The 14,552-nt window shown below is 61.6% G+C and carries 18 protein-coding genes and 1 other RNA gene; 2 read left to right on the top strand and 17 right to left on the bottom strand.

Annotation, left to right across the window (positions count from 1 at the left end):
• Positions 1 to 226: DUF4321 domain-containing protein (locus IH881_13025; GenBank protein ID MCH7868609.1), on the top strand; the 226-nt coding region annotated here is incomplete at its 5' end.
• A gap of 32 nt (positions 227 to 258) precedes the next feature.
• The gene (locus tag IH881_13020) at positions 259 to 468 is read left to right on the top strand and encodes a twin-arginine translocase TatA/TatE family subunit (GenBank protein ID MCH7868608.1); all 210 of its coding nucleotides are present in this window, start codon (positions 259 to 261) and stop codon (positions 466 to 468) included.
• Positions 469 to 524: 56 nt separating this feature from the next.
• Here IH881_13020 and IH881_13015 read toward each other — a convergent pair whose 3' ends face one another.
• From IH881_13015 to IH881_12935, 17 genes are all read right to left on the bottom strand, one after another.
• Positions 525 to 1,133 carry a hypothetical protein gene (locus tag IH881_13015; protein ID MCH7868607.1) on the bottom strand — a complete coding sequence of 203 codons (609 nt, stop codon included), beginning with the start codon at positions 1,131 to 1,133 and terminating at the stop codon, positions 525 to 527.
• A 333-nt stretch (positions 1,134 to 1,466) separates the two neighbouring features.
• Positions 1,467 to 1,688: an IS3 family transposase gene (locus tag IH881_13010; protein ID MCH7868606.1), complete on the bottom strand. Its 222-nt coding sequence runs from the start codon at positions 1,686 to 1,688 to the stop codon at positions 1,467 to 1,469.
• 179 nt (positions 1,689 to 1,867) lie between these two features.
• Entirely contained in the window at positions 1,868 to 2,353 is a 486-nt protein-coding gene (locus tag IH881_13005; GenBank protein ID MCH7868605.1) for a hypothetical protein, read from the bottom strand.
• Complete coding sequence (locus tag IH881_13000; GenBank protein MCH7868604.1) at positions 2,350 to 2,550, bottom strand: hypothetical protein; 201 nt, start codon at positions 2,548 to 2,550, stop codon at positions 2,350 to 2,352. Before IH881_13000 ends, IH881_13005 begins: the two co-directional genes overlap by 4 nt.
• 22 nt (positions 2,551 to 2,572) lie before the next feature.
• Positions 2,573 to 2,939: a transfer-messenger RNA gene (ssrA, locus tag IH881_12995) on the bottom strand.
• A 61-nt stretch (positions 2,940 to 3,000) separates the two neighbouring features.
• On the bottom strand, positions 3,001 to 3,702 hold the full coding sequence (locus tag IH881_12990) for a hypothetical protein (protein ID MCH7868603.1): 702 nt from the start codon (positions 3,700 to 3,702) through the stop codon (positions 3,001 to 3,003).
• Positions 3,703 to 3,818: 116 nt separating this feature from the next.
• Positions 3,819 to 5,513 (bottom strand): HAMP domain-containing histidine kinase, encoded by a 1,695-nt coding sequence (locus IH881_12985; protein MCH7868602.1) that lies wholly within the window; start codon positions 5,511 to 5,513, stop codon positions 3,819 to 3,821.
• 135 nt (positions 5,514 to 5,648) lie between these two features.
• The gene (gene smpB / locus IH881_12980) at positions 5,649 to 6,152 is read right to left on the bottom strand and encodes an SsrA-binding protein SmpB (GenBank protein ID MCH7868601.1); all 504 of its coding nucleotides are present in this window, start codon (positions 6,150 to 6,152) and stop codon (positions 5,649 to 5,651) included.
• Between the two features lie 91 nt (positions 6,153 to 6,243).
• Positions 6,244 to 7,140: a pantoate--beta-alanine ligase gene (locus IH881_12975; protein ID MCH7868600.1), complete on the bottom strand. Its 897-nt coding sequence runs from the start codon at positions 7,138 to 7,140 to the stop codon at positions 6,244 to 6,246.
• A gap of 45 nt (positions 7,141 to 7,185) precedes the next feature.
• The gene (gene panB / locus IH881_12970) at positions 7,186 to 8,073 is read right to left on the bottom strand and encodes a 3-methyl-2-oxobutanoate hydroxymethyltransferase (protein MCH7868599.1); all 888 of its coding nucleotides are present in this window, start codon (positions 8,071 to 8,073) and stop codon (positions 7,186 to 7,188) included.
• Positions 8,074 to 8,523: 450 nt separating this feature from the next.
• On the bottom strand, positions 8,524 to 8,796 hold the full coding sequence (locus IH881_12965; protein MCH7868598.1) for a hypothetical protein: 273 nt from the start codon (positions 8,794 to 8,796) through the stop codon (positions 8,524 to 8,526).
• The gene (gene rsmA, locus IH881_12960; GenBank protein MCH7868597.1) at positions 8,783 to 9,655 is read right to left on the bottom strand and encodes a ribosomal RNA small subunit methyltransferase A; all 873 of its coding nucleotides are present in this window, start codon (positions 9,653 to 9,655) and stop codon (positions 8,783 to 8,785) included. The genes IH881_12965 and rsmA overlap by 14 nt, the downstream gene beginning before the upstream one ends.
• Entirely contained in the window at positions 9,652 to 10,707 is a 1,056-nt protein-coding gene (gene tsaD, locus IH881_12955) for a tRNA (adenosine(37)-N6)-threonylcarbamoyltransferase complex transferase subunit TsaD (protein ID MCH7868596.1), read from the bottom strand. Before tsaD ends, rsmA begins: the two co-directional genes overlap by 4 nt.
• Before the next feature lie 113 nt (positions 10,708 to 10,820).
• Complete coding sequence (locus tag IH881_12950; protein MCH7868595.1) at positions 10,821 to 11,183, bottom strand: TraR/DksA C4-type zinc finger protein; 363 nt, start codon at positions 11,181 to 11,183, stop codon at positions 10,821 to 10,823.
• A gap of 180 nt (positions 11,184 to 11,363) precedes the next feature.
• Entirely contained in the window at positions 11,364 to 12,245 is an 882-nt protein-coding gene (ybgF, locus tag IH881_12945; GenBank protein ID MCH7868594.1) for a tol-pal system protein YbgF, read from the bottom strand.
• Between the two features lie 81 nt (positions 12,246 to 12,326).
• Positions 12,327 to 13,685 (bottom strand): PD40 domain-containing protein, encoded by a 1,359-nt coding sequence (locus IH881_12940; protein MCH7868593.1) that lies wholly within the window; start codon positions 13,683 to 13,685, stop codon positions 12,327 to 12,329.
• A complete protein-coding gene (locus IH881_12935; protein ID MCH7868592.1) occupies positions 13,685 to 14,464 on the bottom strand; it encodes a TonB C-terminal domain-containing protein in 780 nt (259 codons plus the stop codon). The genes IH881_12940 and IH881_12935 overlap by 1 nt, the downstream gene beginning before the upstream one ends.
• Positions 14,465 to 14,552: the final 88 nt, after the last annotated feature.

The following is a 14,552-nucleotide window of genomic DNA, read 5'->3' as shown; positions in this document are numbered from 1 at the left end:
GTTAACTGCGACCCAACTTCGTCCGCCCCTCCATCACAATCTGCGCGTCAGGCAAGGTGGGGAGGGGGAAGGAGGGGAGCAAGGCGGGTGCTCGGCCAGCCTCGGTCCGCTCTCCATTGACCTGCACGTTCTTGCGCTGACGCTCGGGCCCCTCATCCTGCGGTTGAACATTCTTAGCGTGATCGGGATATTACTGATCGCGTGGTTCGCCAGGTCGCTTCTGTAACGAAGCGAAGCTTCTCTCGATGGAGTAGCATCATGTTCGGTGGACTCGGGATGTGGGAGCTCCTTATCATCTTCTTCGTAATCCTGCTCCTCTTCGGTGCCAAGCGCCTCCCGGAGATCGGTAGCTCGCTCGGCAAGGGCATCCGCGAGTTCAAGGATTCCGTGCTAGAGGTCGAGGGTGGAGCCGGCCGCGAGATCTCGAGCGGCGAGGGGAACGACAAGGAGGATGAGCCCAAGAGCTGAGAGCCCGGCTGGAGGGCAGGCTGCTGGCAGCCTTCTAGGATGTACCGAGCCGCTCCCTAGGATGTACCGAACGGCGAGTTGGTCTGAGTGACGAGACGATCCCGGAGATCACGCACGTCCGCTCGGTCGCGCACTCCCTGAAGCCACTGGTTCAGCTGTTGCTGCTGTAGCCTCAGCGTGAGCTGCGCGCGGGTTCCTTCCTTCGTGGCCTCGAACGCCATCCAGACACTGGTGAGAAAAACGCCCGTGCGCTCGAACCAGTGGAACGGGTTTCCATTGATGCCGAGAAATTCCAAATCGCCCATCAGCGCGGACCCGACCCAGCCGAGGACTATCGCAGCGGCGATCAGTACCAGGAGCCCGAGGGCCCAAGGTTCGCCGCGGCGGAACACCACCCACGTGAAAATTGCGAAGGCGAAGTTGCCAAAGTCTGCGACGATGAATGAAACCAGTGAGATGATCGGCACGAAGCGCTCATCCCCTGCAAGCAACAGGTAGGGGATGTCGTAGACGGCGAAACTCAGCCCCCAGCAAAGAATCGCGAACCCCAGAATCCTTTCCGCAAACTCCCCGGTTCGATTGCTGAGATACCAGAGTTTCAGGCCCACAGCCCCATATAAGATCATGGAAAGCACATCGCCGGTCCAAGGCAGTATCTCTTCCATCCGCTGAGTCTCTCCCGCTCGAATTCGCCCCCAGATAGATCTGGTTCCAGCTTCCACTCCAGTTCTTCTCTGCTCCTATCTCATCGGGCGTGTTCATCGCTTCTTTATGCCTCTAGTCCGGTTTTATACCGATTGGGGTGCCTGGTGGGATCCAGGGGAGGGGCGTAGGCAAAGGAAGGGGTTCGCGGAGGAAACCAGCGGAACGGATGGGGGGAAGAATCTCCAATGTTATCGCACAAGGCGCGGACCCTATGGCTGGCTCAATGCTAGCCTCCGAAGTGTCCACTGTTTTGGGGGAAGTCCAAGGCTGGACTTCCCCAGTCTAGTGGACATTTAGAGGCCGCGGTTTGAGGCGGTTTCAAACACCTCGGGACTGACGCCGCCAAGATGGCTATGGCCTCGGGGACGATTGTAAAACATTTCGATGTACTCGAAGACATCTGTCTTCGCGAGATCGCGCGTTCGGTAGACCTGCCGTCTGATCTTCTCTTTTTTCAAGCTGCTGAAGAACGATTCAACGACCTCGTTGTCCCAACAGTTCCCTCGGCGGCTCATACTGGGGTCTAGCCTGTGTGCCTTACAGAAGCGGATCCAGTCATCGCTGCCGTACTGCGAACCTTGATCCGAGTGCATGATGACCGGTCAAGTCTAGGGCCTAAATCCGGTTCTTAACCATAGGTACGTGATGATGTCGTGGTGGAGGCGGCGGGAATCGAACCCGCGTCCGCATGGGCTTACTCCGAATCCGCCGCTCGGCTCAACAGCTCTTCCAACTCCGCCAATGCCTCGAGATCCTTCGGACGTCCGGCGGCACGCTTGACTTCGATCAACTTCCTCAGACCTAGACAATGACAACGAGTGCCAAAGAGCTCGATCTCGATTGAATGCTCGAGCAAGTCGTCGAAGCCTCCACCACCGGTAATCTCGCCGAGTAAGTCGAGGTCACCCAACTTTGAAACCAACGTGAAGTTGAGACCGGTGCGCAGGGTTTCTTCGTCGAGAACAAAGGGAAGCCCGGGTTGTACACCTCGGAGATAGGGCTCCTGGGGTTGGAGTGCTTGTGCGAGGCGACGCAGATTGTCCGCATCGCGGCGATAGACGACATCGAGATCTTGGGTGAGTCGGGCAGCTCCGTGTGCGGTGGCGGCGGCCCCGCCCACGATGATGAACTTCACACCGGCTTCAGACAACACTCGAAGTACCGCTGCGAAATCGATCACCCGCGTGTTGCCTTACGTCCGGCGGCGCTCAACTCGTTGGCAAAGCGCTGAAGCTCCATCAGTTGGAGAAACCGCTCTTCGACGCTGAGTCGCAAATTTCTTTCCAACAAACTCACGTCGACGTCGGCGCGAAACACCTTGACAACCGGATCCACTCGGCGCGAATACACGTCCTTCTTTGGATTGGAATCGGCCATAAATCTGTATCCTAAACTCAAGTGGTGGAGGCGGCGGGAATCGAACCCGCGTCCGCATGGCGCCCAGAGAACGCGTCTACGTGTGTAGTCTTTGCTTAGTTTCGGTTGCACCGGCCGCAAAGACGGAGCAAGTGCAACCTAGCTACACATGGGTCTCGCTTCCGGATACGGTCTAGCAGCGCTCGGAAGCCAGTCTCCTGATGACTCTCGCGACCCGCTAGGAGACGTCACGGACGAGAGCCCGCTAACCTAGTTTCTGCTAGGCAGCGAGAGCGTAGTTATCGTCGGCAGATAAAATGCTACCAACATTTGAACCTTCTTTAACGACGGTGGTACAACGTCGACACGCAGCGCTCACCTTCGACCACCCGTCGAAGCCGATCGCCCCCACTCGCTTGAGGATAGAAGCGCCGGGCCTGTGAAACAAGGTGGCCCGAACTGGGCGGGTGCTCAGGGAATGAATTCTCGGCCCACTGTCCGCTGATAGTGGAATTCATCGACCACTCCGTCCCGGGTGAAGGTCAGCGTGAGGTCGTAGAGCGTGACGGGTTTCTTGTCGTCATTCGCGTTCGGTATCAACTCGGAGTGTGCTGGGTCCCTGAGAACGGGCACGGGAGCAGCAACTTCGGGGGGCGGGGGTTCGGCCGCGACCTTGTCAACCTTGCCATAGGGCCGCTTGGGTCTCGGCGGATAGAACAAGTTGGTATCCAACCAGTGGGCGAAGCGGCCGATCTGCCTACGACCGGCCTTGATCAGGGCCGCGACTTCTTCGCGCAACTTTTGCGCCTCGGCGGCGCGGGCTCGCTCTTCTTCACGTCGGCGCTGGGCGAGTTGCTGTGGGTCTTCTCGGCGCAGTCGCGCTTTGTTGTAGATCCACTCGGAAGTCCCGTCGCTGCGCAAGATTCGTTTGTCTGGCTCACCGAACCAGCCGCGGATCTGATCGGGGGGCGTAATGCCGGGAATGATCTTGTCGATCATCGCGACGTCGAAGCCCGGTTCCCCCGGAGCGACGGGTCCTTGTTCTGCTTCTTGGGCTTCTCGCAATCCCAGCAGGGATTGTGTCTTTGCACAGGCCAGAGGCCCAGCCGCAATACCGAACGCGATACCCAGCGCAATGGATACGGACACAAGGCTGCGTCGCAACTTCAGCACGGAACTCTCCCCTCGATGGCACGTCTGTAACGATCGGGAGGGAGTGTGGGTGAAAGGTACGGCTCGCAATCAAGAACGGGTATCCGGATTTTGTTGCAGGGCGGACATCAAGCCTTCTACCCCGGCTCCGTACCCTGCAAGTCCGGTGGCAAGACTACGGTTACGCAAGTTCCCTCGCAGGTGGGGCTCGCCAGCCGCATCTCGCCTCCGTGTTCCACCACGATGCGGTAGCAAATCGCCAACCCGAGCCCGCTGTCGTTTCCCACCGCGCCTTCGATGGCGAACGGGTCGAACACCTGATCGAGAATTTCTTCGGGTATGCCGTCGCCGCGATCTTCGACGGTGAGTTCGATCCCTTCCGGCGTCCTGCGGAGCCCTGCCCGGACCACACCGTCCGGCGGACTCGCGTCGGCGGCGTTTTTCAACAACTGGTAGGCCACCTGCTCCATCTGGAAGGGCTCGCACCGCACCAGGGGAAGATCGCGTTCGATGTCGAGAATGAGCTCCTGATCGCCCTGCAGCTGCGGTCGCACGCAGTCGGCAGCACGGGTCAGGATCTCCGCGAGTTGAATGGGGCGATGCGCGTTTTCGCTCTTTCGATCGGAAGTTGCGAGGGCGGCTCCGACCGATTGAAGGCGCCGTGTCTCGTCGACACACAGCCGCAGGGTGTCGAGCGCACAGGTTTTCATGTCCTCGGGTTCGAGTTCTCGGTCGCGCAACACGCGGTGCATCTGCTCGAGTCCGCGCTGGAGGGGACCCAGGGCGGCATAGATTTCCCGAGCCGCCCGAACACTGCTTTCTGTGTCTCCACCTCCACTGGCAGCCCGCGGCTGGTCTGCTGCGGCGCGGACTTGTTCTGTGTCGTCATCGGAATCGGCGGTCCCGCTGGCAGCGAGGCTGCGTTCTTCCAGAATCGCCCGCAGGCGGTCGGTGCTCTCCCCGCGCGCACTTTCGAGATGCTCTCCGACCTTTGCGAGTTGGTCCATTTTTTCAGCGAGGGCGATGTCTGCCTGTTCGAGCAGCGCGAGGTGCCCGCGGCGCGCCCCCGCGACAGCGCCAAGCTGTGCGACCAGGTCGTAGCTGTGCCCGGCAGCCGCGCTCAACAGCGTGATGATCCCGCCGACGATGCCTTGAATCCAGTACGCAGTGCCGGGAAGACCCCATGCACACAGGCCAATGGCCGCTGCAGCGCCCGCGGCCAGACCGAACAGCGCACCTTGGTTCGACTTCCCTTCAAAGCGAACTTCGAAGCAGCAGTGTGCGGCACCCTCCCCAACGCACTGGCTCTCCTCGACCTTGGCGGGCAGCAACCCGAAGCTCAGCGGGAGGGCTTCGAGCATGCCCTCTCGCACGCCACAAAAGCTCGAATTCCAGGGAGGTTGATCGGTTTCACCTGCTCCCGCAGCCGCGCCCTGCCCCGGGTAGTAGGCGATGCGCGCGCGACCATCGCCAACCTCGAGCGTATGGAAGCGACCTTCGCGGTCTTCTCGGGCGAGCAGGGGTTCGCAGCGGCGATACGCCTTCTCGATCGTCGCCACACCTTCGGTAAAGAGAAAAAAACCGATTCGCTCAGTGGTGACCAGGGCGTACCCCACCCGCCGAGCAAAATTGCGATCGGATCCCAGGGTGCGAAACGCCTGGTCGATCGTGCGACGAGAAATCCAGCTTGCTTCGGCTCGAACGTTCACGCAGTCGTTGCTGTAGACCCGGCGCACCCGACCCATTCCGGCGACGTCCCCGGTGGCGGAAAGCGCATCGAGAAGCCCCGCGGCGATGCGTGAGGCGCAGCGCAATTTGTCGGAAACCGGCATCTAACCCACATCGGCAAAACTCGCGCTGAGGCAAAGCCCGGAGTGAGCAGTCCCGTTTTGGGATGAGGGTGAAGGCCGCCCAGTGAACTGCGAATGACAGCGGTTCAGCAACCGGCAACTACGACTCCGGCGCCCCTACCTCCGCTGGGATCCGCCTCGGCGCCGACTGCGCTGGGCCTCCCGGTCGGCGTCTCGCTGTTTGATGGTCTCGCGCTTGTCGTAGGTGTGTTTGCCGCGAGCGAGTGCGAGGTCGACTTTGACTCGACCCTCTGCGTTGAAATACAAGCTCAGTGGGACCAGCGTCAGGCCGCGCTCCCGAACCTTTCCGTACAAGCGCTTGATCTCTCGGCGGTGCGCCAACAGCTTGCGTTCGCGCTGGGGGTCACCGTTGGCCCGGGTCGCCGGTTCATAGGGACTGATGTGCAGCTTCTCGAGATAGAGTTCGCCCCGTCGCACGATCCCGTAGGCATCGCCGAGGTTCGCGCGCCCTTCGCGGAGGGATTTCACTTCGGGCCCCTCGAGCACGATGCCAAACTCGAAGTGATCGACAATTTCATACTCGAAGCGCGCGCGACGGTTGGTTGCGATCACTCGCCTGCCGTCGGCATTTTTCTTGTCTGATTTCTTCTTGTTGGCCATGACGCGCCGAGGGTAGCCCGTCGCGGACCGAGCGCCCCGGGCGGCCCCCATTCCCATCACCTGGCCTACTTACTGGACTAGATAGACGAGGTCACGACGATTCGGGGGTCTGGCGTGGCGGATGCAGCACGCGGTTGTCGATCAGCCGTACTTCAGCTCCGCGACCATCGGGGTCGGGCGCAAAATGAACGGCAATGGCCAGCAAGCACGGCCCCAGAAGTTGGTCGGGTGCTTCGGCAAGCGATTCTGAATCTCGCAACTCGGCGTATTCGAGAGTGGCCTGGGGCGCCTCGTTGATGGTCTTCTTCACCCCTTCGATTACGGCTGCGGCGTTTCGCTCCCCCGCTGCGACCGCGCGCTGCGCGCCGCGGATTGCGCGGATGAGCACGCACGCCTGTGTGCGCGCCTTCGGCCCCAGCCGCACGTTGCGGCTCGACATCGCCAGGCCGTCTTTTTCCCGCAGAATCGGGGCGGCTACGATCTCGACATCGAAGCCCATATCCCGGGTCATGCGCCGGATCACGGCGACCTGCTGGTAATCTTTTTCGCCAAACACAGCGTACTGGGGTTTGGCGGCGAGGAAGAGCCTCGAAACCACGGTGGCGACCCCGCGGAAATGTCCCGGTCGGGTCGCGCCACAGAGCGGCTCGGCGATCTTCCCCACCTCGACCCAGGTCTCGGCGCCTTCGGGATAGAGCTGGTCGGGCGTCGGGGCGAAGATCACGTCCACCCCCGCCGCCCGACAACTCTCGACGTCGGCTTCGAAGTTGCGCGGATAACTCTCAAAATCTTCACTGAGATTGAATTGCGTCGGGTTCACGAAAATCGAAACCCAAACCTGGTCGGCCCGCTCTCGCCCACAAGCGATCAGCGAAAGGTGGCCACGATGAAGCGCGCCCATGGTCGGCACCAACGCGATCGTCTGGCCTCGGGCCCGATCGCGATCCGAACGTTCCTGTAACTCGCGCGTTGTGCGGATAATGTCCATGAAGAATGCTCGTCCGGTACCAGAGATGCCGTCTAGTTGTTTCGTCTACTCGTACGAGTGTTCTTTGTCGGGGAACTTGCGATTCGTGACCTCGTCGATATACGCCCGCGCGGCCGTTGATGCCAGCGCACCGAGATTCGCGTACTGCTTTGCGAAGCTTGGCGACCAATCGTTGAGACCGAGCATGTCGTGCATCACGAGCACCTGGCCGTCGCAGTCGCTGCCGGCACCGATCCCGATCGTCGGAATCATCAGCTCGGCCGTCACTTCCTTTGCGAGATCCGCCGGGATGCCTTCGAGCACCACCGCAAAGGCCCCCGCTTCTTGCACCGCGCGTGCATCGTCGAGCACTTGTAGACGCCCGGCTTCGCCGCGGCCCTGCACTCGGTAGCCACCCATGCGGTGAACCGCTTGAGGCGTGAGACCCACGTGTCCCATCACCGGAATCTCCGCGTTGACGATGCGCTCGATGGTCTCGGCCATCTTGGCCCCACCTTCGAGCTTGACCGCCCCGGCCCCGCCTTCTTTCACCAGGCGAATCGCGTTGCGCACCGCGTCTTCGGGAGAGACCTGAAAGCTGCCGAAGGGCATGTCACCGATCACCAGGGCGCGGTTCGTCCCGCGAACCACCAGCCGGGTGTGGTAGATGACCTCGTCCATGGTCACCGGAAGCGTCGTATCCGCTCCCTGAATCACGTTGCCCAGGGAGTCTCCCACGAGCAACAGGTCGATATCGGCGCCATCGAAGATTCGGGCAAAAGTGAAGTCGTATGCGGTGAGCATCGAGATGGGCTCCCCGCGGCGCTTGCGCGCGGCCAGGGAACGGACGGTAATACGATGCTCTCGCTTTGCTGACGCAGTCGTTACGGTGGACACTATGGGTTGCCTCCGCTCTTGGCGGACGCTTCGCACCAGTCCCCGCCCATGCGACATTCGCTCGGGTCGAGGCTCCAGAAAACAAAAAACGCCTACCGGTGACTGTCAGATGCAGATGCACAGTCCGGAGGCGCAGATAAAGGGGGAACGAGGCTTCCGATCCCTCCTCTTCTCACCCCCGTCTCGGTCCATTGCTGGATCCAAGCATCTCTTTGGGGATTCTTCGCCTATCGCGCTGATGATGCGAATGGCGTAGTCCCCGTGAGCGGGCGATGTCGAGGCGTCGTCGTTCTCTTGGTCCGGGTGCGTAACGCCCGGTCCGAAATGTAGGACCTCTTGACTTGTCTCTTTGGGGTCGCGTGGTTCGGTTCGTTGCGGCCCCGGGTTCGTTTCTCGTTCGGTCGTGCTGGGCGCCGATGCGGTTCGTCCAGGACGTTTCCCCTCGGCTCAGGGAGCTTTACGGACCCGGCTGTGCAGGTCAAGAAAAGATGGAGCCCGGCGGCTAACTCAGTCCAGGAGTTGACGAATTGCGGGCGGCAAGTAGCGATCCGCAAGCACTGTCCCGGCTTCGCTTCTCAGCGCCTGGCTCAGCACCTCGATGTGAAAAGCCACGGGATCGTTTGGGGAAAGCACGACCCAAACTTTTCCCTTCACGCGACAGCAGGAGCTGGTGGGAGGGAATTCGGTGTCTGCAGAGTTCAGGCCGCGCAAGATCCGCACCTCGAGATTCACCTCGCCGGCCAGTTCCAACAGGGCTACCAGGACTTCACTCGACTCCATTCATAGCTCCCGGCCACAGCCCCTTCGCCAACGCGAGAAATGCTTCGGGGTGAATCGTCTCGGCGCGAGCGCGCGGATCGATTGCGAGGCGCTCGAGCACGGCGCGCAATTCGTCGCGCTCGACACCCAGGCCACCGCCGCGCAGGGCGTTCTCCAGGGTCTTGCGTCGCTTGCCAAACGCCGCCCGCACGACGCGTTCGACCTTGCGCAGCTCACCCGGGGCCAGATTCAATCGAGTGTTGGCGCGCACACATACGAATGCGGAATCTACCCGCGGCACCGGAAAGAAGCTCTTGGCGACGAGTTCGAGTCGGCCTTCGAGCTCGACACACAAGTGGTGGAGTACCGCGAACGAACCGTAGTCGCGCGAACCCACCGGTGCGAACAACCGGTCCGCGACTTCCATTTGCAACATCACCGACCAGTCGATCAATGCGTGTCGGTGGTCGAGCAAGCGCCGCATCAGGGGCGTAGCGGATGAAAACGGCAGGTTGGCGACAAGTCGGACGGGGCCGCCTTGCTCTTGTTCGAGCTGTGAAATCAGCGCGCCCAGATCCTGCTTGAGTACATCCGCGTGAAGCAGTCTTACGTTCTCTGGCAGCAGCCCCTCTTCCTGTACCACCCGGGCGAGACCCGAATCGATCTCGAGGCTGAGCACAAACTTGGCGCGTTTGGCCAGGGCGCGGGTCAACATGCCGAGACCCGTACCGACTTCGATGACACTGTCCCCCGCTTCTATGCCGGCTCGCTCGGCCAGGCGTTCGGCAACCTGCGTCTCGACGATGAAGTTCTGGCCCAACTCCCGGCGCAGGTGCAGCCCGTGCTGGGACAGCAACGCTCGGAGTTCGGAGCTGCTCATGTGGTTTCGCTCACCGCATCTGCAATGGCGCTGCGCCAGGGAGTCTCTCCCAGTGGAACCCGGGAAAATGCGTTGAGGTCGATGCCGTCGTGGTAGCCCTCTGCCAACAAGCGCGCTCCCGCGGCCGCAATCATCGCCGCGTTGTCGGTGCACAACTCCCTGGGCGGAAAGACAACATCGAAATCATCTTTCTTGCCCGCGCGTTCCATCTGGTCTCGCAGTCGCCGATTGGCCGCCACGCCCCCGACCACCGCAAGACTCGCAAGTCCTTCGGCCGCAATCGCGCGCCTGGCCTTCAGCACCAGAATGTCGGTGGCCGCAGCTTCAAACGAAGCGGCGAGATCGGCAATCTCTCCCTCGCTGAGCGCGCCCTGCCCTCCGCGTCTTTCCACTTCGATTGCGACGGCTGTCTTGAGACCGCTGTACGAAAAGCCGAGTCCTGGCCTTTTCGACATGGGCCTGGGAAAGTCCACCGCCTTGGGATCACCCTGGACGGCGGCGGCAGCAACCGCTGGCCCGCCCGGAAAGCCCAGGCCCAACAACTTGGCGACTTTGTCAAAGGCCTCGCCCGCGGCGTCGTCGAGGGTTTCTCCCAGGAGCGCCGGCGCACCCTCGGCTTCAACCCGGTACAGCGCCGTGTGTCCCCCACTCACGACCAGCCCGAGATAGGGACGCGTAAGTTCGGGTGCGCAGAGTTCTGCGGCAGTCAGATGCCCCAGCAAATGATGCACACCCACCACCGGAATCCCCAGGCGGTACGCCAGCGCCTTGCCAAAGGAAAGGCCAACGAGCAGCGATCCGACCAGACCCGGCCCTGCCGTAACCGCGACACCGGTGAGATCACTCAGCTTGACACCCGCGCGTTCGAGGGTCAGATCGACGACATCGGAAACTGCGAGCACATGGTCGCGGGAAGCGAGTTCGGGGACGACCCCGCCATAGGGTCGGTGTACATCATCCTGGCCGTGGACCAGACTCGAAACGATCTCGCGCTCGCCACGGACAATGGCGGCGGCCATCTCGTCACAGGAGCTCTCGATGCCGAGAACCATTGAAGTTGCGCGCTGATCTGCCATGGCGGGAATCCGGACTGGGAGTCTACGCCGAGAACGTGCGCACGGAACCCCAAAACCGATCGGCCGGTTCGAGGCGCTGCACACACAGCTCAGTCGTCGCGGCGTTCCTGTTGCTCTTGCTCGGCTTTGCAGTCGATGCAGAGCTGGGCCATGGGACGCGCCTGGATGCGCTTGGTGCTGATATCTTCGCCGCAGCTCTCACACTCGCCGAAGATACCCTGTTCGATCCGATCGAGCGCCCGATTGATTTTCGCCAGAAGACCGCGCTCGCGTTCGCGCAGGCGCCCCTGAAAGGCCAAATTCATCTCTGAGGAAGCAGTGTCGATTTCATCCGGGAAGTCGTCCGGATCCAAATGGATCTCACCGGACAACGTCTTGCGCGCGTTCTCGAGGATCTCGTTCCGCTGTTCCTCAAGGGCCTTCCGAAACTTCTGCATCTCGCGTTTCTTCAACGGATTACCTTCCTGTAGCGGGTAGATTTCGACGGGCTCGCACTATATCGGTTGATGGGCACCGAAGGAAAGACCTTCCAGCACATTCGCTGGAAAGGCATCCGGATCTAGTGCGAAATTTGCGCGAAGATCGGAATTCCCATTGGCCCTGGGGGCACTCGGATACGCCGAAAAGGGCTGCTAGCCCGAGGTGTAGAGCTCCAATTGCCTTTTGGCCTCGGACGACCGAGCAGAATCCGGGTATTCCTTGATGACCCGCTCGAAGGCCCGCTTGGCGGCTTCTCGAAAGCCGGGCCCGAGCTTCAACAGCGACTCACCCTGGCGATAAAGAGCGTCCGAGGCCTTGTTTCCCGCAGGGTAATTGCGAACCACCTCGTCGAAGCGCAAAACAGCCTTCTTATATTCCGCCTGTTTGTAGTAGCAGTCGGCCATCCAGAAGGCGGCGTCGTCGGCGTAGGGCGAAGCCGGATAGGTCTGGAGGAATTCGCGAAACCGTTCCACACAGGTTCCGGTGTCGTCATCTTGCCAGGCGGCGTGCGCGGTGCGGTAGGCCTGAATTTCCGCCGATAGATCTTCGGGCGGTGGCGCATTTTTACCGGCGCCCGCCGACCCTGTCGACAGTGCCGAATTCGCCGCCTTGCCGCCCATCGAGGCGGCGACCGGCGCAGGCGTTGTCTCACTCGCCGCTGAGGTTGCAGCCGGGCTTCCGGCTTCGGAAGCGCCTTCACGCTGGCTGCGCGACTTGATCTGGGCCAGATCCATGCGCGCCCGGCGAGAGTCTGCGAGGGCATCGGCCGCGGCCTTTTCGGCGACTTCGAGACGCCCTTCCAGCGTTCGGAGCTCGTCGCGAAGGCCGTCGATGTCCGCCACGTAATCTGCGATCTGTTCTCGCAACCCGTGGCCCCCGGGCTGGCCGCTCTCCATGTCGGCCACCCGGTTTTCGACTTTGCGAAGTTCGGCCACCGTCACGCAACCCAAACTCGACACGAGGAGTACAACCAGCAAGGCGGCGACCACGCGCCAACTCGTCAACCTGTCCAAGAACTCTGCTTGATTCCGCATCTGACTCCCCCCTTGCATCCCTCGATCCCTTGCTGCCTTGCTGCTGAAATTCGATCGCCGGAGCTTAACCCGGATTTTCCGCTAACGCGGAAATGGACCCCATGCGGGGCTCAAGTTGTCTCCCGAATTTCGCGTCAGGCGCTGCAAATTTTCACCGTTCCTGTCGATCAAGTAGATGTCCGCCGGGCCTCGGCGGGTCGAGCTGAAGGCGAGCTTGCGTCCGTCGGGTGACCAACTGGGAGATTCGTCGCTGCGTCGATGGGTGATCAACGGAACACTCGTGGTTCCGCTTGGATCGACCAACCAGATGTCGAATTGTCCCTCGACCCGGGTTTCGTACGCGATCCACTGCCCGTCGGGGGACCATGCGGGAGAGGTGTTGTAGCTGCCGTTGTAGGTGATGCGTTTGACGTCGCCGCCGTGGCGATTCATCGTGTAGATCTGCGGGGAGCCCGAGCGGTCCGATACAAATGCCAGTCGTTCACCGTCGGGCGACCAACTCGGCCCCACCTCGATTGCGGGACTTTTGGTCAGACGTTTGAGTTTGCCCGTGGCCCGGTGCACGGTGTAGATATCGCTCACACCCCGAATACTGGCCACGATCGCCAGGTAGTCTCCGCTGCGATCGAACACGCCTCGAAACTTTGCAAACCCCGGCAACAGTTCTGGAAACAGCCGTCCCGCGCGCACCTTTCCCCGTGATGTCATGAAGAGTCCGGCGGGACCTTCCTTGGTGTACGACGTGTAGAGGATCCCGCCGGCGTCCGGCAGCCAAGAGGGGAAAGACTTGAGCGAAGGGCTCCTGGTCGCAGCCCGTGCGTGGCGACCGTCGGCGTCCATCACATAGACCTCGCGCTGGCCAGTGCGGCTGGAAATCATTGCAATCTCGGTGGCCGCGCAGCCCGGTGTCCCGGTAAACGCCTCGACGATCAGATCTGCAACGGTGCGGGCCAGTCGCGCCGCTTCCGGGCGCACCCGCGAAACGGTCTTGGACATCAAACGCGTGCAGCGTGCGGTGTCCCAAACTGCGAACTCGACTTCCAGCATGCCGCCGTTCGAGCGAATCTCGCCTTCGACCAGGGCGTCCGCCCCGCCCTGAGCCCAATCCCCGCAATCGGTGCGTCCGCGGTTGCTGAGCGGGGCACTGTTTTCGGGACCGAGAAAGGCCGCGTGATCCAGCGGCAAAAGAACGCCGGTAAACTCGAGCGCTTCGCCGATCACTCCGCGCAGATCGTCGGCCCGCAACGCGTTGGCTGGCAGCGCGAGATCGCGAAAGCGTTGCAGCGCCACGCGAAACGCCGTGGCGCGACCCGGGGAGATCTCGATCAGCGGGTTCTGGGTTTGTGCAGCAGAGAGCTTCGGTGAGAGCGCGAAGCCCATTCCCATTGTGATCACCAACAACACGATTGTCTTCATTTGCAATTGGAGCGCGAGCAACATCAGTTTCCTTCTTCGGGTGTAAAGCGGAACGGCCAGTCTCCGGGTTTGGGGGGGGGCGGCAGTGGACTCGAGCGAATCAGGGAGCGAAGAACGTTGTCGTCCCAATAGGGATCGGTGGATGAGCGAGTGATCTCGGGCCTTCCGAGCACGTCGCCAGTGCTGCTCAGGGTCACGATCAATTCCGTCGATAGCGATCGATTCATGAAGTCCTGGGGTACGCGTAAGTACTGACGGATATGCCGCAGGGTCGCGATCTTCCAAGCCAGAATCACAGGATCTTCCTTGACGCCCGGCGAAGCCGCGGCGTTGTTTTCTGCAACCTCGGTCTGCGCGATCTCTTGCGGCTGCGTTGACGCCACGGGCGCGGGGATCTCCTCGCCCAATTCCTCGCGCAATGCCGCCAAGGCGTCGTCGTAGGCGAGGGGTTTGGGCTTCGGCTTTGCTTGCTTCGACACCGGTGCGGCTCGTTTGGGCAGGATCACCTTTTTGGAGACCGGCGCCGGCTTCGATTGAGCGGGAACCGGCACGGGTGCCGGCGCCTTTGTGGGCGCCGCCTTGCTTCGGGTAGGCGAAACAGGCGCACTCGGCGCACTCGGCATAGACACCATGCGCACAGTAATCACCGAGGGCGAGTACACCGGCTTGGGTTCGGGTGCGATCACGAACAAGAGCGCCACGCCCAGGTGAAGCGCAAAAGAAATCGCGAGCGAGCGCACAAAGGTGCGCTGCTGGACGATGTCCTGGGCTTCAAACCATGAATCGGTGTTCGAGACTGACACCCCCGAATTCACTCCCTTGCCGAGCCACGCGGAGGGGGGACCGCGACACGCGTCGTGCTTCCTGTTCTTCGCTTTGGCAGCTGTTCTC

The sequence above is a fragment of the Myxococcales bacterium genome (assembly GCA_022563535.1).
Taxonomy (GTDB): domain Bacteria; phylum Myxococcota_A; class UBA9160; order UBA9160; family UBA4427; genus DUBZ01.
Note: the sequence above shows the minus strand (reverse complement) of the source record. Positions and strands in the feature narration are given on the sequence as shown.

What these genes read in the sequence shown, in the direction of transcription:
- IH881_13000 (MCH7868604.1), bottom strand. Translation starts at nt 2,550, where the DNA reads ATGGCCGATTCCAATCCAAAGAAGGACGTGTATTCGCGCCGAGTGGAT.
- panB (MCH7868599.1), bottom strand. Translation starts at nt 8,073, where the DNA reads ATGTCGCATGGGCGGGGACTGGTGCGAAGCGTCCGCCAAGAGCGGAGG.
- IH881_12975 (MCH7868600.1), bottom strand. Translation starts at nt 7,140, where the DNA reads ATGGACATTATCCGCACAACGCGCGAGTTACAGGAACGTTCGGATCGC.
- tsaD (MCH7868596.1), bottom strand. Translation starts at nt 10,707, where the DNA reads ATGGTTCTCGGCATCGAGAGCTCCTGTGACGAGATGGCCGCCGCCATT.
- IH881_13010 (MCH7868606.1), bottom strand. Translation starts at nt 1,688, where the DNA reads ATGAGCCGCCGAGGGAACTGTTGGGACAACGAGGTCGTTGAATCGTTC.
- IH881_13015 (MCH7868607.1), bottom strand. Translation starts at nt 1,133, where the DNA reads ATGGAAGAGATACTGCCTTGGACCGGCGATGTGCTTTCCATGATCTTA.
- ybgF (MCH7868594.1), bottom strand. Translation starts at nt 12,245, where the DNA reads ATGCGGAATCAAGCAGAGTTCTTGGACAGGTTGACGAGTTGGCGCGTG.
- IH881_12940 (MCH7868593.1), bottom strand. Translation starts at nt 13,685, where the DNA reads ATGTTGCTCGCGCTCCAATTGCAAATGAAGACAATCGTGTTGTTGGTG.
- smpB (MCH7868601.1), bottom strand. Translation starts at nt 6,152, where the DNA reads ATGGCCAACAAGAAGAAATCAGACAAGAAAAATGCCGACGGCAGGCGA.
- rsmA (MCH7868597.1), bottom strand. Translation starts at nt 9,655, where the DNA reads ATGAGCAGCTCCGAACTCCGAGCGTTGCTGTCCCAGCACGGGCTGCAC.
- IH881_12985 (MCH7868602.1), bottom strand. Translation starts at nt 5,513, where the DNA reads ATGCCGGTTTCCGACAAATTGCGCTGCGCCTCACGCATCGCCGCGGGG.
- IH881_12965 (MCH7868598.1), bottom strand. Translation starts at nt 8,796, where the DNA reads ATGGAGTCGAGTGAAGTCCTGGTAGCCCTGTTGGAACTGGCCGGCGAG.
- IH881_13020 (MCH7868608.1), top strand. Translation starts at nt 259, where the DNA reads ATGTTCGGTGGACTCGGGATGTGGGAGCTCCTTATCATCTTCTTCGTA.